The organism is Lysinibacillus sp. NPDC093712 (genome assembly GCF_050280025.1).
Lineage (GTDB): Bacteria > Bacillota > Bacilli > Bacillales_A > Planococcaceae > Lysinibacillus.
Map to the genome: position 1 here is coordinate 716,548 of NZ_JBNNUU010000001.1, position 21,516 is coordinate 738,063.

The 21,516-nt window shown below is 37.7% G+C and carries 22 protein-coding genes; 19 read left to right on the forward strand and 3 right to left on the reverse strand.

Annotated elements, in window-relative coordinates:
* Positions 1-17: 17 nt before the first annotated feature.
* Positions 18-548: a DUF1572 family protein gene (locus ACQKNX_RS03680; protein ID WP_427427619.1), complete on the forward strand. Its 531-nt coding sequence runs from the start codon at positions 18-20 to the stop codon at positions 546-548.
* A gap of 135 nt (positions 549-683) precedes the next feature.
* Here ACQKNX_RS03680 and ACQKNX_RS03685 read toward each other — a convergent pair whose 3' ends face one another.
* A complete protein-coding gene (locus tag ACQKNX_RS03685; RefSeq protein ID WP_427427620.1) occupies positions 684-2,081 on the reverse strand; it encodes an alanine/glycine:cation symporter family protein in 1,398 nt (465 codons plus the stop codon).
* Between the two features lie 388 nt (positions 2,082-2,469).
* On the opposite strand from ACQKNX_RS03685, the gene ACQKNX_RS03690 reads away from it, so the two are divergent.
* Together ACQKNX_RS03690 and ACQKNX_RS03695 are read left to right on the forward strand one after the other, a co-directional pair.
* Positions 2,470-3,159, forward strand: coding sequence for an aspartate/glutamate racemase family protein (locus ACQKNX_RS03690; RefSeq protein WP_427427621.1), 690 nt, complete (start codon positions 2,470-2,472; stop codon positions 3,157-3,159).
* Positions 3,160-3,188: 29 nt separating this feature from the next.
* Complete coding sequence (locus ACQKNX_RS03695; RefSeq protein WP_427427622.1) at positions 3,189-4,244, forward strand: P1 family peptidase; 1,056 nt, start codon at positions 3,189-3,191, stop codon at positions 4,242-4,244.
* Positions 4,245-4,289: 45 nt separating this feature from the next.
* On the opposite strand, the gene ACQKNX_RS03700 is transcribed toward ACQKNX_RS03695, so the two are convergent.
* A complete protein-coding gene (locus ACQKNX_RS03700; protein WP_427427623.1) occupies positions 4,290-4,739 on the reverse strand; it encodes a hypothetical protein in 450 nt (149 codons plus the stop codon).
* A 305-nt stretch (positions 4,740-5,044) separates the two neighbouring features.
* Between ACQKNX_RS03700 and ACQKNX_RS03705 the strand changes: the two genes are divergently transcribed.
* From ACQKNX_RS03705 to ACQKNX_RS03755, 11 genes are all read left to right on the forward strand, one after another.
* Positions 5,045-5,788: a M15 family metallopeptidase gene (locus ACQKNX_RS03705; RefSeq protein WP_427427624.1), complete on the forward strand. Its 744-nt coding sequence runs from the start codon at positions 5,045-5,047 to the stop codon at positions 5,786-5,788.
* Positions 5,785-6,579, forward strand: a complete 795-nt coding sequence (locus ACQKNX_RS03710; RefSeq protein ID WP_427427625.1) for a M55 family metallopeptidase — start codon at positions 5,785-5,787, stop codon at positions 6,577-6,579. Before ACQKNX_RS03705 ends, ACQKNX_RS03710 begins: the two co-directional genes overlap by 4 nt.
* A gap of 21 nt (positions 6,580-6,600) precedes the next feature.
* Complete coding sequence (locus ACQKNX_RS03715; RefSeq protein WP_427427626.1) at positions 6,601-7,665, forward strand: dipeptide epimerase; 1,065 nt, start codon at positions 6,601-6,603, stop codon at positions 7,663-7,665.
* A gap of 23 nt (positions 7,666-7,688) precedes the next feature.
* Positions 7,689-9,515, forward strand: coding sequence for a peptide ABC transporter substrate-binding protein (locus ACQKNX_RS03720; protein ID WP_427427627.1), 1,827 nt, complete (start codon positions 7,689-7,691; stop codon positions 9,513-9,515).
* A gap of 139 nt (positions 9,516-9,654) precedes the next feature.
* Entirely contained in the window at positions 9,655-10,599 is a 945-nt protein-coding gene (locus ACQKNX_RS03725) for an ABC transporter permease (RefSeq protein WP_340824715.1), read from the forward strand.
* The gene (locus tag ACQKNX_RS03730) at positions 10,599-11,573 is read left to right on the forward strand and encodes an ABC transporter permease (protein ID WP_427427628.1); all 975 of its coding nucleotides are present in this window, start codon (positions 10,599-10,601) and stop codon (positions 11,571-11,573) included. Before ACQKNX_RS03725 ends, ACQKNX_RS03730 begins: the two co-directional genes overlap by 1 nt.
* 11 nt (positions 11,574-11,584) lie before the next feature.
* Complete coding sequence (locus ACQKNX_RS03735) at positions 11,585-12,646, forward strand: ABC transporter ATP-binding protein (RefSeq protein ID WP_427427629.1); 1,062 nt, start codon at positions 11,585-11,587, stop codon at positions 12,644-12,646.
* Entirely contained in the window at positions 12,636-13,583 is a 948-nt protein-coding gene (locus ACQKNX_RS03740; RefSeq protein WP_427427630.1) for an ATP-binding cassette domain-containing protein, read from the forward strand. Before ACQKNX_RS03735 ends, ACQKNX_RS03740 begins: the two co-directional genes overlap by 11 nt.
* A complete protein-coding gene (locus tag ACQKNX_RS03745; RefSeq protein ID WP_427427631.1) occupies positions 13,580-14,509 on the forward strand; it encodes a S66 peptidase family protein in 930 nt (309 codons plus the stop codon). The genes ACQKNX_RS03740 and ACQKNX_RS03745 overlap by 4 nt, the downstream gene beginning before the upstream one ends.
* Positions 14,510-14,516: 7 nt before the next feature.
* Entirely contained in the window at positions 14,517-15,302 is a 786-nt protein-coding gene (locus tag ACQKNX_RS03750) for a serine hydrolase (protein ID WP_427427632.1), read from the forward strand.
* Positions 15,299-16,123: a C40 family peptidase gene (locus ACQKNX_RS03755; protein ID WP_427427633.1), complete on the forward strand. Its 825-nt coding sequence runs from the start codon at positions 15,299-15,301 to the stop codon at positions 16,121-16,123. The genes ACQKNX_RS03750 and ACQKNX_RS03755 overlap by 4 nt, the downstream gene beginning before the upstream one ends.
* A gap of 79 nt (positions 16,124-16,202) precedes the next feature.
* Here ACQKNX_RS03755 and ACQKNX_RS03760 read toward each other — a convergent pair whose 3' ends face one another.
* Entirely contained in the window at positions 16,203-16,961 is a 759-nt protein-coding gene (locus tag ACQKNX_RS03760; protein WP_427427634.1) for a glucosaminidase domain-containing protein, read from the reverse strand.
* Positions 16,962-17,389: 428 nt separating this feature from the next.
* Between ACQKNX_RS03760 and ACQKNX_RS03765 the strand changes: the two genes are divergently transcribed.
* The 5 genes from ACQKNX_RS03765 to ACQKNX_RS03785 all read left to right on the forward strand — a co-directional run bounded on the left by ACQKNX_RS03765 (position 17,390) and on the right by ACQKNX_RS03785 (position 21,195).
* Entirely contained in the window at positions 17,390-18,346 is a 957-nt protein-coding gene (locus tag ACQKNX_RS03765; RefSeq protein WP_427427635.1) for an ABC transporter ATP-binding protein, read from the forward strand.
* Positions 18,339-19,853, forward strand: coding sequence for an osmoprotectant update ABC transporter permease/substrate-binding subunit OpuFB (gene opuFB / locus ACQKNX_RS03770; protein ID WP_427427636.1), 1,515 nt, complete (start codon positions 18,339-18,341; stop codon positions 19,851-19,853). The genes ACQKNX_RS03765 and opuFB overlap by 8 nt, the downstream gene beginning before the upstream one ends.
* 134 nt (positions 19,854-19,987) lie before the next feature.
* The gene (locus tag ACQKNX_RS03775; protein ID WP_427427637.1) at positions 19,988-20,527 is read left to right on the forward strand and encodes a TetR/AcrR family transcriptional regulator; all 540 of its coding nucleotides are present in this window, start codon (positions 19,988-19,990) and stop codon (positions 20,525-20,527) included.
* The gene (locus ACQKNX_RS03780) at positions 20,524-20,850 is read left to right on the forward strand and encodes a DMT family transporter (RefSeq protein WP_427427638.1); all 327 of its coding nucleotides are present in this window, start codon (positions 20,524-20,526) and stop codon (positions 20,848-20,850) included. Before ACQKNX_RS03775 ends, ACQKNX_RS03780 begins: the two co-directional genes overlap by 4 nt.
* A 12-nt stretch (positions 20,851-20,862) precedes the next feature.
* Entirely contained in the window at positions 20,863-21,195 is a 333-nt protein-coding gene (locus ACQKNX_RS03785) for a DMT family transporter (RefSeq protein WP_340824700.1), read from the forward strand.
* Positions 21,196-21,516 lie beyond the last annotated feature (321 nt).

The window sequence follows — 21,516 nt, forward strand, 5'->3', positions numbered from 1 at the left end:
AGGGGAGGTAGTTTTGTATGAGCATGGGTGAAACATATTTACACGTTGTACTAGAAAGATTTAAATCTGTCAAAGCGGATGGCGAGAAAACAATTGCACAATTAGACATTGAGCAATTGCACTGGGCTTTTAACGAGGAGTCGAATAGTATTGCGGTCATTGTCAAACATGTTAGCGGAAACATGATTTCAAGATGGACTGACTTTTTATTAACGGATGGCGAGAAAACGACAAGGAATCGTGATGATGAATTTATTGATAGCATTGATACTAAAGAAGAGTTAATAGCTATTTGGGAAAAGGGCTGGCAAGTATTTTTTAATGCTTTGCATAGTTTAACAGCAGAAGATTTGTTGGCCAACGTCACAATAAGAGGACAGCAGCATACAGTGATAGATGCTATTGAAAGACAGATGGCGCATTACGCTTCGCATGTCGGGCAAATTGTCTATGTAGGTAAGCAAATAAAAGGGGATGAGTGGAAAACATTGAGTATTCCAAGAGGGCAATCGCAGGCGTTCACAGAAGCTATGATAAAAAAGGGGTAGCACAACTGGCAAAATTCAAAATTGTTTAAGTGCCTGGCATTGTTGAGGGAATATTCAAAATTGTTTGGGTGCCTGGCACATAAAATGGCACAAAAATGCCATCCACCAATTTTAGTTGGAGGGATGGCATTTATTTTATGATCGGTCATCTTCCCAGCAATCTGTATTTTTCAATCCTGGGATAGATTTTGCGTAAAAGACAGGGTTTTTTCCTTTTTTACGTTGTTGCGTGAAATCATCTAAAACTCGGAATGCGATTTTACCGAGGATCATAATCACCGTAATATTGATTAGCGCCATTAGCCCCATAAATAAATCAGCTAAGTTCCATACAAGTTGTACTTGAGCTACTGAACCGAACATTACCATTGCTAGTACTAAAATGCGATATAGGGTCATCCAGCCTTTGTGTGCATTGATAAACTCAATATTTGATTCTCCATAATAATAATTACCAATAACGGAGCTGAATGCGAAGAAAATAATACTAATTGCGATAAAATAAGGTGCCCAATCGCCAACATGTACAGCTAATGAGTTTTGTGTAAGGATAATACCATCACTTTCACCTGTTTTGTATAAGCCAGCCAAAATAATAATAAAGGCAGTTGCTGAACAAATCATAATTGTATCAAAAAATACACCTAAACTTTGCACAAGTCCTTGTTTAGCAGGGTGTGAAGTATTGGCTGTTGCTGCTGCATTTGGCACACTACCCATACCGGCTTCATTGGAAAATAATCCTCTACGAACACCTTGCATAATGGCAATACCAATCGCCCCGCCAGCCGCTTCCTGAAGCCCAAACGCTTGAGAGAATATGAGCTTGAACACTGCTGGAATTTCTCCTAAATTTGTTACAACGACATAAAGTGCAACGAGTAAGTAAAATACGGCCATTACAGGTACAATTACTTGTGTGAATTTAACAATTCTATGTACACCACCGAAAATAATCATCGCCGTTAGCACAACTAATAGAATACCAATAACAACTGGTTTAATATGAAATGCTTCACCTACAGAAGTTGCAATCGTATTTGACTGTACAGCGTTAAAAATAAAGCCAAAGCTCAGCGTTAAAAGAATACTAAAAACGATTCCTAACTTACGTTTTCCTAATGCCTTTTCTATATAATAGGCAGGGCCACCACGAAAAGTATCGCCGTCTTTTACTTTATAAACTTGAGCGAGTGTACTTTCAATAAAAGCTGTAGCCATACCGAGGATGGCAATAATCCACATCCAAAATACTGCGCCAGGGCCACCAACACCGATAGCAAGTGCAACACCTGTAATATTACCAGTACCTACACGCGACGCCGCGCTAATCGTAAAAGCTTGAAACGGAGAAACACCAGATTCACCATCTCTTTTCTCAGTTATTAAACGAAACATTTCAGGGAAAAGACGTATTTGTACAAACTTAGAGCCAAACGTAAAATATAATCCAGCTGCTAATAATAATATAATTAAGAGGTACGTCCATAATATATCATTCGTGCCATCTACAATATTTGAAATCCATTCCATTTGTCTTCCTCCTTTTTCAATAAGTTTTTATTTTACACTTTTTTTTCATTAAACATCAAATTTTTAAAAATTCATAATAATAAAATGATATTTAATTTTTGAAGAGTATTGTTATTTTGTAAATATTTACATGGTGGTAAAATGGTAGTAAAGGAAAGCAGGTGTCGACTACAGTAAATGTAGAATTGTTTTCAATTTAGTATTGAACTTGGTTTTTCTTTTATACCTATATATAGTAAGGATGAAATGACTATTTTTAGTATAAAGTTTTACGGAAAACGCTGTTATTGGCAAAGAAAGTAGTTTTTTTCCTTCTATTTTAATAAAGAATTACGATGAAATCACGTTAGATGGCGAAAGAGGATTTTATAGATTAGGAGTTGATGATTTGAAGACGATTGGATTAATTGGTGGTATGAGTTGGGAGTCTTCGGCTATGTATTACCGTCTACTTAATGAGAAGGTACAGCAGCAGTTGGGTGGCTTACATTCAGCAAAATGTATTTTATATAGTGTTGATTTTCAAGAAATTGAGCATTATCAAGCGAACGGACAATGGCAAAATGCGGGGGAAATATTAGGGGAAGCGGCATTATCATTAGAAAAAGCAGGTGCCGATTTTATTGTTATTTGTACAAACACAATGCATAAGGTAATGGATGTTATTGAGAAGAATATTACAATTCCAATTTTACATATTGCTGATGCAACAGCTAGTCAAATTCAACAGGCTCGTTTACAAACAATTGCACTGCTTGGTACAAAATATACGATGGAGCAAGCGTTTTATAAAACGAGAATCGAACAGTTTGGCATTAACGTAATAGTGCCAAACGATGAAGAACGAACGGTCATTAATCGAATTATTTATGAAGAATTATGTTTAGGAAAAATTGATGCAACTTCAAAAGAAACCTATTTACAGGTTATTGCAAATCTTGTGAAATCTGGCGCACAAGGAATTATTCTAGGCTGTACTGAGATCGGATTGTTAATTCAGCAAGAAGATGTTTCAGTCCCTGTTTTCGACACGACCATTATTCATGCGCTAGCGGCTGTAGATAAGGCACTAGAATAGAGAAGAGCTTTTTGATAAGGAGCGATAAAATGACAAAAAAAGTGCGGGAAATGGGAATTACAATAGGCATGTTACCAGTGGGTAAAAAAAATTGTATTACTGATGTACAAGGGGTGCAAGTAGGGCATGTCACACTTGATGAAAGCTTAAACGAAGACGGGACATACGCCTGTACAGGTGTAACGGCCATTTTACCGCATGGAGGAAATTTATTCCAACAAAAAGTTACAGGTGCAAGTTATGTGTTAAATGGTTTTGGCAAGACAACAGGACTCGTTCAAGTAAATGAACTAGGTGTGATTGAATCGCCAATTATGCTGACAAATACTTTTGGTGTGCCAGCTGTAACACAAGGAACGTTGCAATATATGTTAGAGACGAATAAGGAAATTGGCGATAGCACAGGGACTATTAATCTTGTAGTGGGGGAATGTAATGATAGTTATTTAAATTCTATTCGGGCTTGTCCAGTTACACCAAATCACGCAGTAGAAGCGATTCATAACGCATCTGAAGATGTAGCAGAAGAAGGCGCTGTTGGCGCGGGAAAAGGGATGATTTGTTTCGGCTATAAGGGGGGAATAGGATCATCATCGCGCATTGTGACAATAGAAAATGAAGAAAAAATCAACTACACAGTTGGTTGTATGGTTTTAAGTAATTTTGGCCATAGCTCAGAGTTTTTAACTGAACACTACAACGTGCCTGCTCAAAGCAACACTGTATTATCACCAACGGATGGCTCGATTATCATTGTATTAGCGACGGATGCACCCCTTAGTAGCCGCCAACTAACTCGTGTTATTAAACGCTGTGGAATCGGACTTGGACGTACAGGCAGTCATTATTCTCATGGAAGTGGCGATATAGTGATTGGCTTTACGACGGCAAGACTTATTTCACATAGTACAGATCAATTTTTGGAGACACGACAGCAGCTACGCGAAGATCACCCGATTATGAATCAGTTATTTACAGCCGCAGCAGAAGTAACAGAGGAAGCCATTTTAAATTCACTTTCACAGGCGCAAACAACTACTGGTCGAAACGGTCATGTAGTAGAAGCTTATAAATTTAAAAATTAAACGAAAAGCTATTGAGCACTAAGGTGTTTCAATAGCTTCTTTATTTTAAAATAACTGTAAAAATTTCTTTATGTCGTTTTCTACTGCTTGTAAATCACCGTATATTTTTTGCTCGGCTAAAAAATAAGTATCGGATAAATGCAGTATTTCTTTTAATATCCATTCAGCACGTTCCTCTAACTGAATATAGTCAATTAGTCTAAATAGCATTGACGCCACTTCACCTAGATTCTTTGAGTATGTATATTCACAACTGAGCATGCCAAGCAGAATTTGTAAAGGAGAATCGTTATAAGGGCTTCCATAAAAGGAATGTAATAATGAACAGATATCGTTCGGTTTTGCTTTTGATGATAAAGAAATATCAATTAATTCAACTGGTGGATGTTCAAGTTTTTCGATAATAGCGTCTGCCCAATCAATAACGTCTTTTATTGTAAAATATCCTATTGTGATTCCTAATCGATACACCTCTGCCATCATTTTTATTTCCATAGTAAACTCCTTTTAAAACTACAATTTTAGGCAAAATGATCACGATGCCATTATTTGATTTATTTCGGCATTATTATACAACCTTCAATATAAAAATTCGCTAAATACTTATAAAATAGCTAAAATTTCGGCCTTTACATTAATTTTTTCTCTCTTTGTAGCATAATTTGTGTAATCAGTAGAGAATAGCTAATATTTTGACATTATACTTTTTTTATCTAGTCAACAATTATATGGTATGTTAATATTCAATGAAAATACTGAATTATCCGATAATTTAACTTGTTTCCTACAAAGAGGTGGGTATGATGCAAGAAAAGATTTATCAGCCGATTGAAGTGAATTATACTCCGAAGAATCAACAACCAACTCCTATCATTCAAAAAAGCTTCGAGCCATTGATTAAAATTGACAAACAACAATCTAGAATTTTTACTCAGCCTGTTTATTACCTACAACAAATTGCAAACAGTTTACAAACCATTTATTTGCGTAAAGAAGCTTTTGAGCGACTACAGCAAGCTTTAGTGCTATTGCCTGAAAACTATAGCTTTATTTTATATGACGGATACCGTCCATTTCAGGTACAACAATTTTTATTTTCACATTTTTCAGAACGAATCCAACATCAACATCCAAACTTCACAAAAGAAGCTATTTTTAAAGAGACGTTAAAATATGTAGCTTTTCCAAGCGAAGGTCAAGAGCATTTTGTTCCGCATGTAACAGGTGGGGCGATTGATTTAACACTAGGAGATAATAAGGGCAATGCGTTAGATCTTGGTACAGCATTTGATGAAATTAGTGAAAAATCAGCAACGCGCTATTTTGAACTGCATTCTGATGAAAATAAGGAAGCGTGTGTTCATCGCCGTCTTCTATATAACTGTATGACGGCGGTAGGATTTACGAATTATGCTGAGGAATGGTGGCATTATGACTTTCACAATATTGCTTGGGCGAGAAGGATAAATGCTAAAGAAGCCAACTATGGTGCTATTGAGGCAAAGATTGAAAATTATTTAATAAAGGAGTATCGATATTTATGAAAGTTTATATAAGTGCAGATATTGAAGGCATTACAGGAACAACCTCGTGGAGCGAGACAGAACTGAATGGACCAGATTATCATTTTTTTCAGAAACAGATGACGAAGGAAGTTGAGGCAGCAATTGAAGGTGCGCTAGTTGGTGGTGCAACGGAAATTTTATTGAAGGATGCCCATGACTCAGCTCGAAATCTTGATATTGCAAACTTGCCCATCAATTGTAAAGTCATTCGTGGCTGGACATATGACCCGATGTGTATGGTAGCAGGACTTGATAGTAGCTTTGACCGTGCTATTTTCATCGGGTATCACAGTAAAGGAGGAAGCGAACGCAATCCATTAGCACACACGCTTTGTGTATTTGCAGATATTAAAATAAATGGCGAATATGCAAGTGAATTTCTCATTAATACGTACGCTGCCTCTCTACATGGCGTTCCAGTATCTTTTGTTAGTGGGGATGTTGGGCTTACGGAAGAAATTCAATCATTCAATAGCAACATCGTAACATTCGCCACTAAAGAGGGGGTAGGCAATGCAACAATAAGTGTTAGTCCCCAATTGGCAATCGCTGAAACAAAACGGCTTGTAGAAGCATCAATGAAAGTATCACGGAATGACTTACAGGTGACATTGCCCGACCGATTTGTAGTGGAAATTATTTATCGTGACCATACACGTGCCTACCGAAACTCATTTTATCCGAACGCAACGTTTAAGCCGCATAACACAGTCGAATATGTAACAGATGATTATTTTGAAGTGCTTCGAATATTACAGTTTTTAACATAAGAATAGACTGTAGGTGAATAAATGAAAATTAAAAATATAGTTGTAAGGAAGGTCGAAGCTCCGCTCATTGTGCCATTTAAAACGGCATTACGAACCGTTCATAGCATTCAAAATATTGCTGTTTATGTCCATTCAGAGGATGGCCAAATTGGCATAGGTGAAGCAGCACCAACTGCAGTCATTACAGGTGAAACAATTGGTTCTATCACACATGCAATCGAACACTATATTAAACCAGCAATTTTAGGGATGGATATAGAAGAAATGGCATCCATTATGGAGCGTTTAGATAAAAGTATTTATTTAAATACGAGTGCTAAGGCAGCGGTTGATATGGCACTTTATGATTTACATGCACAGTACTACAAAAGCCCGTTGTATAAATTACTAGGGGGCTATCGAAAGGAGTTAATAACGGATATTACAATCAGTGTGAATAATACTGAAGAAATGATAAAAGATAGCCTTGCTGCAGTAGAGCGTGGCTTTCAAATACTAAAGATTAAGGTTGGAAAGGATCCCACGACAGATGCTAAGCGGGTGCTGGCAATACGGGATGCTGTAGGCCATGCGATAACATTACGAGTTGATGCAAATCAAGGATGGACGCCGAAGCAAGCAGTGCGAATTATAAATGCACTTGAAGATGCGGACGCCAATATCGAATTAGTCGAGCAACCTGTTCACTATGATGACCTTGTAGGCATGCAATACGTGACAGCCAATACAATCACTAATATTTTGGCTGATGAAAGTGTATTTACAGCAAAGGATGCCTTGACGATCATCGAACGACGTGCTGCCGATTTAATTAATATTAAACTTATGAAAACAGGTGGCATTTTTCAGGCGCAAAAGATATGCAACATAGCAGAAGCCAATGGCATTCCTTGTATGATTGGTTGCATGCTTGAAACCAAAATAAGTGTCAGTGCGGCAGCGCATTTCGCCGCCTCACAGAAAAATATTACAATGGTAGATTTAGACGGACCGAGTTTATGTGTGAAAGATCCTATTGCAGGTGGTCCCATTTTTAACAATGATCGAATAACGATGACGGAGTCAATTGGAATAGGATTTTCATGATAAAAAAAGCTTAGGGGATGCTTATGATGAAAAGGAAATGGTTTCTTTTAGTATGTCTAGTCGCCTTACTTTGTGCTGCCTGTAGCGATGATTCTTCAGACGAGAAAAAATCTGAGTACCGGGTCGTTTATTCAGGAGAGATTAAAACATTAAACTATTTAAAAACATCTGAAACAAATGAATTTGCTGTCGCTGCAAATTTAGTTGACGGGCTCATTGAATACGATAAGTACGGTGTCGTTCAACCAGGCATAGCGAAAGAATGGTCATCAAACGAAGATGCAACTGTTTGGACATTTAAGCTACGTGATGATGTGAAATGGGTTTCGCATGAAGGTAAGGAGTTTGCCGATGTAGTGGCCCAAGACTTTGTAGATGGCCTCCACTATGTGCTAGATGCAAAAAATGAATCTTCTACTGTATGGAGTGCAACCGTTGTCAAAAATGGTGAAGCGTTCTATAACGGTGAGCTAACTGATTTTTCGAAGGTAGGGATCAAGGCTATCGATAAATCGACGCTCGAATATACTTTAGAGGCACCGACACCTTATTTCCTTTCGATGTTGAACTATGTATGCTTCTTCCCTGTAAATGGAAAGTTTTTAACTGAAAAAGGTGATAAGTTTGGTACTACACGTGAAAACTTCCTTTATAACGGTGCATATATATTAGATAAATTTGAACCTCAAAATGAGCGTGTCCTTGTGAAAAATGACACGTATTGGGATAAGGATAATGTTCTAATTGATCGAATTCGCTATAAGTATAATAAAGAAGCGGCAACAGTTGCTCCAGAGCTATTTTTACGTGGCGAAATCGATTCAGCAGATATTCCAACATCCATTATTGATGAATGGTTCAATGATGACAAGAAAAAATCGCAAGTACGTCAAACGCAAAATAATTTTTATTCGTATTTCTATGCTTTAAACTTTAATCCGCAATTCGATGCGGAATATGAGCCTGATAACTGGAAGGTCGCTGTTAATAATAAAGATTTCAGAAAGTCTTTATTCCATGCATTTGATCGTGTATCAGCGATGCTAACAGTCGAACCGTTTAATCCTCAAGATTTACTAAGCAATACAATCACACCGAAAAATTTTGTCGATGTTGAAGGGGTTGACTATACACAACTTGAACCATTAGCTGCGATAACAAGCAATGATTCCTTTAACAAAGATTTAGCATTAGAGTTTAAGGAAAAAGCAATGGCTGCGCTTGAAGGGAAAGCGACATTCCCTGTAAAAGTATTAATGCCATACAATTCAGGGATGCCAGATTGGGCAAATCGTACACAAGTTATTGAACAACAAATCGAAAAATTATTAGGTGTGGACTATGTTGATATTATCGTAGAAGCGGGTCCATCGACAGGCTTCTTATCAGAAGTTCGACGTCCAGGTAAATTTGCATTAATCGAAGCAAACTGGGGTCCAGATTATGCGGATCCGTCAACGTATACAGAACCATTTAGTGTAGACGGTACTTACAATAAGCCGGAATTAGCGGAAGGGTATACAGAAGCAAATGGTCAAACAATTTACTTGAATTTATTGGATAAAGCGAAGGCAACAATTGAGACGGAAGAACGCTATAACCTATTTGCCAAAGCGGAAGCATTCCTAATTGAAGAGGCATTTGTAATTCCATACGCAGTTGGTGGGAGCGGGTATGTTGCTTCAAAATTAAATCCATTTGAAGCCCAATACTCACCATTTGGTGTGACAGCAGAGAAGTTTAAAGGGCAAAAAGTGTTAGAAAAACCAATGAGTAATGATGAGTTTAAGGCAGCTTTGACACAGTGGGAGCAGGAACGTGCGAATGCATTAACGAATGCAACAAAATAACAGAGTGGATTAATCATTACCAAGATTCAATCATAGAGCGATAAGTGGTGATTTTTCAATACAGAGGAGATGACCGAAAATGCTGATTCGGCATCTCCTTCATGCTTTGTAAAACTATTTATGGAGGGGAGGGCTTTGTATGTTGTGGTATGTAGGAAAGCGTTTGTTACAATCCGTTATTACGCTGTTTATTATTATCACGATTGTGTTCTCGTTATTACGATTAATGCCCGAAGAAGGATATTTAGGGGCAGCGGCAGAGAAAATGTCACCGGCTCAAAAGGAAACTTATTTAACAAGTTTAGGCTTACGTGATCCTTTGCCTGTGCAATTGGGGAATTTTTATGCGGATTTATTTCAAGGTGATTTAGGCAAATCTGTTACATATCGTACAGATGTTCCTGTAGTCACAATTATTTCAGATAAAATAACGTATTCATTGTTATTTGGATTAGGAGCTGTAGCTTTATCGCTTCTTATCGGTATGCCACTCGGCATTTTGATGGCTCAAATGAAGGGACGTTGGTTGGATCGACTAGGGACTGGCTACATTGTTTTTGTCGTAGCTGTACCAGCTGCAGTGTATTACTTAGTTATTCAAATGTATATTACGGACATTTTTCATTTGCCGATGCTTTTTGATGAATATAGGCCCATTACTTGGTTATTACCGCTTACGTCAATGGCGTTAGCACCGACTGCTTCCTACGCGATGTGGATGCGCCGTTACATGGTCGATGAACTAAACAAAGATTATATTAAGCTAGCACGTGCAAAAGGAGTGAAAGAGCGTACATTGATGTTTAGTCATGTACTGCGCAATGCATTTATCCCGATGGCGCAATATTTGCCAGCAACAATCCTTTTTACAATCACTGGCTCTATTTATATAGAATCATTGTACTCTATTCCAGGAATGGGAGGATTACTAGTTGATGCTATTCAACGGCAGGATAATACGATTGTACAAGGCTTAGTGCTTGTTTTTTCATCACTTGGTATTATCGGTTTGATTTTAGGTGATATTGCCATGGCACTCGTTGATCCACGCATTAAATTAGGGAAAGGGGAGAGTGTGCGCTAATGAGCATTTATACAGAAGAGATAGATAATATATCAGACAAATCTCGTGCAGAACTATTTGAGTTTTTTGAAGCTAGTGATCGTCAGGCGGAAGAAATAGCCTACTCCAATTATTCCTATTGGCGTTCTACTTGGCAATCCTTTTTGAAAAACCGCATGGCTGTCTTTTTATTAGTAATTGTTTGTATCATTGTAGCTTTCACTATTTTTCAGCCATATTTACCCGCACAAAAATCACCGACTGAAATATATCTCGATGAACAAACGGGATTACAGGCACGTAATATTGCACCGAACGCTGAATTTTGGTTTGGCACTAACTCGATTGGGCAAGATTTATGGTCTCGTATTTGGGCTGGGACAAGGACATCGTTAATGATTGGCTGTGTTGTCGCATTAGTTGAAGCGGTTGTGGGAATTACAATCGGCACACTATGGGGCTTCTCTCGTAAATTAGAAATGCCAATTACTCAGCTTTATAACGTAGTAGATAATATCCCAACAACAATTGTCCTTATTTTAATGTCCTATATATTACGGCCTAGCATTTCGACCATTATTATTGCAATGTGCATTACCGGTTGGGTGGAAATGGCACGCTTTATCCGTAATCAGATTGTTATTTTACGAGATCGAGAATATAATTTAGCATCAAAATGTTTGGGGACACCAGACTATCGAATTATTATTAAAAATCTCCTACCGTATTTAATATCTGTCATTATGCTGCGGATGAGTTTGGCGATTCCATTTGCAATTGGGGCAGAAGTATTTTTAACGTATATAGGCTTAGGCTTACCGATTAGTGAACCTTCTTTAGGGAATTTAATTAACGAAGGTCGTGTTCTTATGATGTCACCAGATTTGAGGTATCAGTTAATTTTCCCAAGTATTGTACTAAGTATTATTACAATAGCATTTTATATTATTGGTAATTCATTTGCAGATGCAGCAGATCCGAAAAATCATGTATAGGGGGGATTGAAATGGTAGTGGAGCAAACAAAATCCCGTATTTTAACGATTCAAAACTTAGTCATTAAATTTACACTTCGTGGTCAAGTTCTCACAGCAATTCGAGATATTTCCCTTGATCTATATAAAGGTGAAAGCCTTGCCATTGTTGGAGAATCAGGTTCAGGTAAATCAGTACTCATGAAATCAATTATGGGTTTACTCGATAAAAACGGTACTATCGAGCAAGGGCAAATTTTATACAACGATATGGATTTAGCGCAGTTTAAAACAGAACAACAGTGGTTGAATATCCGAGGTAAAGAAATAGCAATTGTTACACAGGACCCTATGACATCTTTGAATCCATTAAAAACAATCGGCAAGCAAATAGAGGAATGTGTTGTGTTACACCAAGGGCTAAAAGGCAAAAGCGCATATGCAGAAACACTCCAATTATTAACGGACGTCGGTATTTATGATGTAGAGAAACGCTATAAGCAATACCCTCACGAATTTTCAGGAGGAATGCGCCAACGTATTGTTATTGCCATTGCACTCGCATGCAAGCCGAAAATTTTAATATGTGATGAGCCAACAACAGCATTGGACGTAACCATTCAAGCACAAATTTTACAGCTTCTAAAAAATCTTCAGCAAAAATACGGACTGACAACTGTTTTTATTACACATGACTTAGGCGTTGTAGCAAAAGTCGCAGATCGTGTCGCCGTGATGTACGCAGGGGATGTGATCGAAGTTGGTGGCACACATGAAGTATTTTTCAATGGGAAGCATCCATATACATGGGCGCTTATTTCTTCTTTACCTCAGCTGGGGTCGAAAGGGGAACAGCTCTACGCCATTAAGGGGACCCCTCCAAACCTTTTTAAAGAAATTAAAGGAGATGCTTTTGCCCCGCGCAATCAATTTGCCTTAAAGATTGATTACGAAATACGTCCGCCATTTTTTCAAGTAAGTGAGACACATTATGCACGTACATGGCTATTAGATCCTCGTGCACCAAAAGTAGAGCCTCCCGCAGCACTACAAGCATTTTTTGAAGAAGGGAGAATGTATGCCAATGAGCGGTAAAGAAGTATTAGTGGAAGTGAAAAACTTAAACGTTGTTTTTGGTAAAGGGAAAAATAAGTTCGTGGCAATTGACAATGTTAGTTTTGATATTTATAAAGGCGAAACATTCGGCTTAGTAGGTGAATCGGGCTCAGGGAAAACGACCATTGGCCGTGCCATTATGCGAATCAATGAAGTAACCGGTGGACAAATTTTGTATCATGGTAAGAAAATAAACGGCAAAATCACAAAAGATTGGGACCGTGATATTACGCAAAAAATTCAAATGATTTTTCAAGACCCGATGGCATCGCTCAATGAACGGGCAAAGGTCGACTATATTATTTCAGAAGGTCTCATCAATACGAAAAATTTTAAAGATGAGTCTGACCGTCAGCAAAAAGTACAAAATGCTCTATTAAATGTTGGCCTATTGCCTGAATTCGCTAGTCGTTTTCCACATGAATTTTCTGGCGGTCAGCGTCAACGCATTGGGATTGCACGTGCCTTAGTGATGGAGCCTGAATTTATTATTGCGGATGAGCCAATTTCCGCACTAGACGTGTCTATTCGAGCGCAAGTGCTTAATTTGCTATCGAACATACAAGAAAAAAATAACTTAACATACTTATTCATTGCCCACGATCTATCAATCGTACGATTTATTACGGATCGTACTGCCGTTATTTACAAAGGGAATATTGTCGAGCTAGCAGAGACAGAAAAGCTATTTACAAACCCAATTCATCCATATACGCGCGCGTTGCTATCAGCAGTACCTGAGCCAAATCCATATAAGGAGCGGGCGAAAGTAGTAGAAGTTTATAATCCATTACAGCATCGATATGATATGGCGCCACCTTCATTTGTGGAAATTGAGCAAGGGCATTTTGTTTTAGCAAACGAAGAGGAAATCGAAAATTACCGTACATCAAAAAAAGTGGAGGTAAGCGAATGATTCGACCTAAAGCTTTGACAAAAGGGGATACAATCGGACTTATTAGTGCTTCAGGCGCTACGCCACCAGAAAAGCTATACCCCGCAATCGACAGTATTGAAAAACTCGGTTTTAACGTAATAGTGGGGGAAACATGTCGAGCAAGACATGGTTATTTAGCTGGTTCAGATGAACTTCGTGCGAATGATGTAAATGAAATGTTCCGTAATCCCCATGTGGATGGAATTTTCTGTATACGAGGAGGGTACGGGGCAACGAAGATTTTACCTAGGCTTGATTTCGAGATGATTAAAGAAAATCCAAAGGTGTTTGCTGGTTATAGCGATGTGACTGCATTACATATCGCCTTTAATCAAAAATGTGGTTTTGTTACTTATCATACGCCAATGCCATCGACGGAATTTATTGCTCAAAACATGGACCAATTTACATGGGATTCATTTTTGAAGCAAGTGGTGGCAACAGATAACAACTGCTTGCTGCTAAATCCTCCACAACAACCAATGACAACACTCGTTACGGGTAAAGCGACAGGGCAACTTGTTGGTGGCAATTTAACATTGATAACGGCATCGCTAGGCACGCCGTATGAAATTGATACAAAGGGTAAGATTTTATTTTTGGAAGATATAGATGAGAGCGAGCAACGTGTAGATCGTATGCTTACACAGTTAAAATTAGCTGGTAAGCTCGATGAAGCACAAGGGTTGTTACTAGGTGCTTGGACGAATTGTGGACCTGAAAATCCGAAGCACCCTGAACGAAGCTTATCACTAAACACTATTTTTGAGGAGATTTTAAAACCGTTAAAGAAACCAATTTTAATGGACCTTGCCTGTGGTCACTGTTTACCGACGATGTCACTTCCTTTAGGTCGAATTATTACAGTACATGCAGACACGCAAAAAATTAAAGTTATAGGATAGGTGAACTATGCAACAGACGATTCAACATATACTAGATGATGCTCCGTACAAAGTGCATATGTTTGTGAAAGAGTTTAAGACGAATCAGTTCATTATTAAAGAACGCATAGATGAACCATTCTCTAGTGCAAGCTTAATTAAAGTGCCAATACTCATTGCCGTATTGGATTATTTAGAAAACCACAATGTGCCATTAAATCAAGTTATGACGATAAGTCGCGAGGACTGGGTCGATTATAGTGTCATTAGCGAACAAAAATTAACGACAAGTACGATCGACGAACTGTTAGTATGGATGATTACGACAAGTGACAATACTGCGACAAATGTATTAATTGATTTTATCGGGATGGATGCACTTAATAAGTTCTTTCGTAAAATTGGTTTATCGCATACACAAGTGCAACGAAAAATGATGGACTTCGAGCGACTTGTAAAAGGCGTTGACAATATTACCTCTGCGCGTGATATGGCACATCTTTTTAGCAAAATTTATACAAAAAATCTTCTAAATCCTATGTTTAGTCAGCTTGTAATTGATATTTTGTGCCGCCAGCGTTTTCATGAATCTTTAAGACGGTATATAGCCGATGATGTGGAAATAGCCCATAAAACTGGTGGTCTTGATAGCGTTGACCACGATGTAGGAATTGTTTACAGTAACGTTCAAGATTATTGTATTGGCGTATTTATTACAGAAGTTACTGAAAATGATATCGCTCGGCAAATAATAGGTCATCTTTCAAAGGCCGTTTATGATAATCTGATTGGACTGAAGGGAGAGGCGACATGAATGCAATTGTCATTGCTATGATTGCAAATTTACATGCTAAACCAGATAGTGCTTCGGAGCTGATTGATGAAATCCTTTATGGTATGCCTGTTCAAGTTATAGAGGAGCTAGAGAACGATTGGGTCCGTATTCAAACTGCCTACCGCTACGAAGGCTATTGTGAGAAAAGGGATTTACTCATAGATGATAAGAAAACAAGTACATGGCTTCTAAAAGCCCAACATGTAATTAACCAGCGTTTTGCAGATGTTTTACAAGCACCGAAAATCCAAAGCTCGATAATAATGACATTCGTAAAAGGGTCAATTGTGCATGTCGTTTCTGATGAGACTTTAAATAAGGAATGGGCAGCTATTCAATTAGCGACAGGAGATATAGGTTATTTACGTCAACAATGGCTGCACCAAAAAGTTGCAGAAAATAGCCTTACCGAGCATGAGTTCCGAGAAAATGTCGTGCAAACGGCACTTAGCTATTTAGCAACTCCGTATCGCTGGGGTGGAAAGTCACCGCTTGGCATTGATTGCTCAGGACTGTGTTCAATAGCTTATATGCTAAATGGCGTAACGATTTTCCGTGATGCTAATATCATTGAAGGTTTTCCAATTAAAGAAATAACATTTGAACACATGCAAAAAGGAGACTTATTATTTTTCCCTGGTCATGTTGCAATGTATATTGGTCAGACACTTTATGTACATTCATCGCTCGGTGGCAATGAGGTTAATATTAATAGTCTAGATGAACAGCATGCGTTATATCGTAAAGATTTAGCAACGACCATTACAGCAGTTGGGAGCTTATTTTATAAAGAACGATGAGTCTTGGAAAAAAAGAGGTATTCAACGGTCGGGACATTGAATACCTCGTAGATTGCTATTTTTAAGTAGCATTTGTTTCTCAATATTGATAAATATTTAATTGTTGCCCAGCTTCAATAGTATCTGTGCGAAGCTGGTTCCATTGCTTAATAGATGTGACCTTAACATTATGAGCCTGTGCAATATGCATCAGAGAGTCACCATCCGCGACTGTAATGGTTTTTTTAATTTTTACGGGGCTGTCATATTGTTGTAAGTCGTACTTGGCAATTATGTTATTTAGCTTTTCGTTGTATGTTGAATCCGTTGCGTAGGAGCCGGTTAAAAATTTTGTCGCATCTGTATAGGACTTTGTATTACTTTTAAAGACACCAGTATAAAAATTTTTGTTCCAGGATACACCGTTGCGAAGTAAATGGACATAATCCTTCATGGATTCTTCATAGGAAGGATATTTGCGGAATTCAGCCATCACAGTTGTTAGATTACCAGAGCCATCATCCTCAAATGTTTCAAGTGTCACCGAATCGTTTTGATATTTGCCTTTCATGCCAAATAGATTGTTATTAGGAGCTGAACCTAGACCACTTTCCCCTTGCTTGCTCTCTAAAATGGCTTGTGCAATCATCACAGATGCATAAAGGTCATTTTCTGCTCCAAGCTGTCTTGCAGTTTCTGCAATGGAGCCAATGAATTCTTCAACACTCGGACCTTCATCAACATATTCTTGTACGGGATTATTGGTAGACTTGAATAGCTGGATCATCATATAAGTGGAAATACTGATTACGGACGCTATGACAACCATTCCGATTAATAGTTTTTTTAATAATCTCATGTAGTTTATAGATGTTGAATATTTGCAACACCTTCCTCCTTTCTTTTCAAAAAATAGATTACTCTCTTATTATTGTAAAACAATTAGATAATAAAAAGCATCGTTTTTTCATTAGAATTCATAATTAATAGAACGAACTTTAACAAGAAAAAGTTTCGTTGTTAGCGTTTGTCTCTAAGAAGTGTATGAAAGTAGGTTATTGCAATATCGTTATAAAACAAAAAGTTTAAATACTCTTTTGTGGTATTATTATAAAATTATGTAAAATAAAGTAGTGAGAATGGAGTCGTTATGATGGACGGTATAAGTACGGCAGCTTTTTGCAGTTTATCTTCTTGAGAATGTGGAAAGATATACTGGAGAGACGAGCGGAGCTAGCCAATTTATCAAAAAAAGTGAGAACTTTTCATTAACAAGGAGCTTAGAGTATGATCGCATTTGAGAATGTTACGAAAACATATGAAAACAACCAAGTTGCAGTGAATTCCATCAATCTTGAAATACAAAAAGGAGAATTTTTTGTCATAATAGGCCCTAGTGGTTGTGGAAAAACGACACTACTAAAAATGATCAATCGATTAATTCATTTGACTGAAGGAACAATACGAATTAACGGTAAAAGAATTAGCGATTATAACATTCATGAACTACGATGGAATATTGGTTATGTGCTTCAACAAATTGCTCTTTTTCCGCATATGACCATACAACAGAATATTGCTGTTGTCCCTGAAATGAAAAAATGGAGTACGACAGAAATTCAGCAACGAGTTCGTGAATTATTAGAAATGGTAGGGCTTGAACCAGACAAATATAGTGAGCGCAAGCCGAAGGAGCTTTCAGGTGGTGAACAGCAACGGGTTGGTGTTATTCGTGCATTGGCCGCAGATCCTGAAATTATATTAATGGATGAGCCATTTAGTGCACTAGATCCAATAAGTCGTACAAAATTACAAGATGATCTTCTAGAACTTCAACGAGCGATACAAAAAACAATCGTATTTGTTTCCCATGATATGCAAGAAGCATTAAAGCTAGGGGATCGAATATGTGTGATGAAGGATGGGGAAATTGTCCAAATCGGTACGCCACAAGACATTATACAAAATCCAGTAAATGATTTTGTACAAAAATTTATTGGGATAAAGGATGATCCGTTCAGTGTATTTACCATTCAACAAGTAATGGAACCATTTGCTGAAAAGGAACATCAAAATTATGTTCATTCTAGTGTTGCCGTAGACGATTCCTTACAGCACATTCTACAGCAATTGGCTCAACAAGAATGTGTTGTAGTGAAAAATGATACTGAAATAATTGGAATCATTACAAGGCAATCCATGTTACATTTTTTAGCCTCAGAACGAGGTGATGCAAATGACTAATTTTTTTGACGTTTTGAATGAACGTAAAGGTCAGCTAATTGCTTCATTAATAGAACATGTCCAAATTTCTTTCATTGCCCTATTTTTTGCAGTAATTATTGCTATACCTCTTGGAATCTATTTAACGAATAAAAAGAAAATAGCAGAAAGTGTTATCGGTATTAGTGCAGCTTTACAAACAATTCCTTCATTAGCTCTATTAGGTTTGTTAATTCCGTTGCTTGGTATTGGGAAAACGCCTGCTATTATTGCCCTTGTTGTCTATGCGCTGCTTCCCATTTTACGCAATACATTTACAGGTATAAATGAAGTAGACCCGTCTTTAAAGGAAGCTGCAATGGCGATGGGGATGAATACAACTAGAAGACTAGTGAAGGTAGAACTGCCACTTGCGATGCCTGTAATAATGGCGGGCATACGGACAGCGATGGTCTTAATAGTCGGAACAGCCACACTAGCAGCATTAATTGGTGCCGGTGGGTTAGGAGATATTATTTTACTTGGTATTGACCGCAATAATACATCGCTCATTATTTTAGGTGCTGTACCAGCCGCTATTTTAGCATTAGTATTTGATTATCTATTGAAAAAGCTAGAATCACTGTCGTTTAAAAGAACAGTTACGGCATTAAGCGCGATTTGTGTGGCGGCAATCGTGTTAATTGTGTTGCCATTTTTAAACTTTAACGACAAAGAGGATATTGTGATTGCGGGGAAACTTGGATCGGAGCCAGAAATACTAATTAATATGTACAAATTATTAATTGAAAATGACACAGATTTACATGTGCAATTAAAACCTGGACTTGGTAAAACTTCCTTTGTTTTTAATGCACTTAAATCAGGAAGCATCGATATTTATCCTGAATTTACAGGTACAGCAATTGCAGAGTTTTTAAAAGAGCAAGCGGTAAGTAATAACCAAGAGGATGTTTATAAGCAAGCAAAAGATGGCATGCTGGAAAAATTCGATATGGTTATGCTTAATCCAATGCAGTATAACAACACGTATGCATTGGCCGTTTCAAAACAAATGGCTGAAACCTATCAATTACAAACGATATCCGATATTAAAGCTATTCAAGACACAATCAAAGCAGGCTTTACGTTAGAATTTAATGATCGGGAAGATGGCTATTTAGGCATTCAAAAGCGCTATGATATTAATATTGCTTCTATTACAACGATGGAACCAAAGCTTCGATATCAAGCTATTCAATCAGGCAATATCGATTTATTAGATGCATATTCAACTGACAGTGAGTTGCGACAATATGATTTGACTGTTTTATTAGATGATCAACAGCTATTCCCACCATACCAAGGAGCGCCATTGTTAAGAAAGGAAACACTCGAAAAGTATCCTGAGCTTGAAAAGGTATTAGGCAAGCTTGCCAATCAAATAACGGATGACGAAATGCGTGAAATGAATTATCAAGTAAACGTTGAGGGGAAAAATATAGAAGATGTAGCACGGACATTTTTAGAAAAGGCAGGATTGCTATAAATCTGAACGTGTAGAGGAAGTCCCAAATAGTGCATACTATTTGGGACTTCCTTTGTTGACGATACTCATGAGGCGTTATACAATAAAAAGACCGTCCAGACGGTTTTTATTATAAATTCTTTAGGAGGGATACGGTGTCATCTAAGGCAGATTTAAAACGTGCCCATATTATCCATACTGCGATTCAATTTTTAAAGGAACATGATTTACATACTTTAACGTTGGACAAAATTGCCCAAAAGGCAAATATCAGTAAGGGTGGTCTTCTGTATCATTTCAAATCAAAGGATGAGCTTTATTCAGCTATTGCACAATCTATTATGACTGAATTTGTCGACTCTTTTGAAGCACTAACTAAGCTGGAGCATGGTACTGGTAAAAGAACAAGGGGGTTCATCTTAGCTTCACAAAAAGATTATGAAGACGGAGCTTGGATTAATATAGCCATACAAATTATTCACAATGATAATCACTCGATTTCCATTGCCTATGAGCAATTACTCGAAAGTCTGTTACACGATGGCCTTGAACCATCAATCGTTCATATGATTCGCTTAACGATTGATGGTTTGTATTATTCCAAGTTATTAAATATTGCACCAGTATCTAAGCAAGTAACTGAAACTGTTTTTGATCAATTATTGCAAATGACGAGAAAGGACGATCAAACATGAGTGCATTAGGTTTTTTATTGATTGCAATAGTTGCGGAGGTTTTTGCCAGCTCAATGTTGAAACTAACTGCAGGATTTAAGCGGTTGTTACCTTCACTAGGAGTTGTCATAGGGTATGGCGCAGCCTTTTATTTTTTATCATTAACATTGCAATCTTTACCGATTGGCACTGCCTACGCAGTATGGGCAGGATTAGGCACAGCATTAACGGCTGTTGTGGGCGTTGTTTTTTATAAAGAATATTTTAATGTCAAAAAGCTGGCGGGCATTTTATTGATTATAATCGGTGTGGTAATTTTAAACCTCGCCGGCGGAAGCCATTAGGGGGATTTAAGAATGAAAGGTTATATATATTTAACGATATCTATTGTCTGTGAAGTGTTTGCGACAACTATGCTCAAGTTATCTGAAGGATTTACAGTACTTGGTCCATCAATCGCAGTTGCATTTGGTTATGGCATTTCTTTTTACTGCTTATCTTTATGTTTGAAAACTTTACCATTAAGTTTAGCCTATGCGATTTGGTCAGGGGTTGGGACAGCCCTAACAGTCGTTCTAGGCATTGTCATTTGGGGAGAGATTTTTAATCTCTATACAGCAATTGGCATTTCATTAATCATCGGTGGTGTAATTCTGCTCAATCAAGGGAATCAACATCATGCACATTAGTTTTGTGAAAAACCCGTTGCGAATCGCGGAAATAAAGCATTGTATCGCGGGAAACCCGTTGCGAATCGCGGAATTAAAGCATAGAATCGCGGAAAAACCGCTCTGAACCGCGGAATTAATGCAATACTGCGCGGAAATTTTACATCGATATTGTGAAGGATGCTAGGTAAACGCCTAGCATTCTTTTTTTATGTAAAACACCGTTATTTTTTAGTGTCACCTTATAAATTATGTCGTCATATTTCGATGACGTACATATTATAACGAGAAAGGACAAATAAATTTTTTGCTACTGTTCGAGTAATGATACATTGCGAAAAT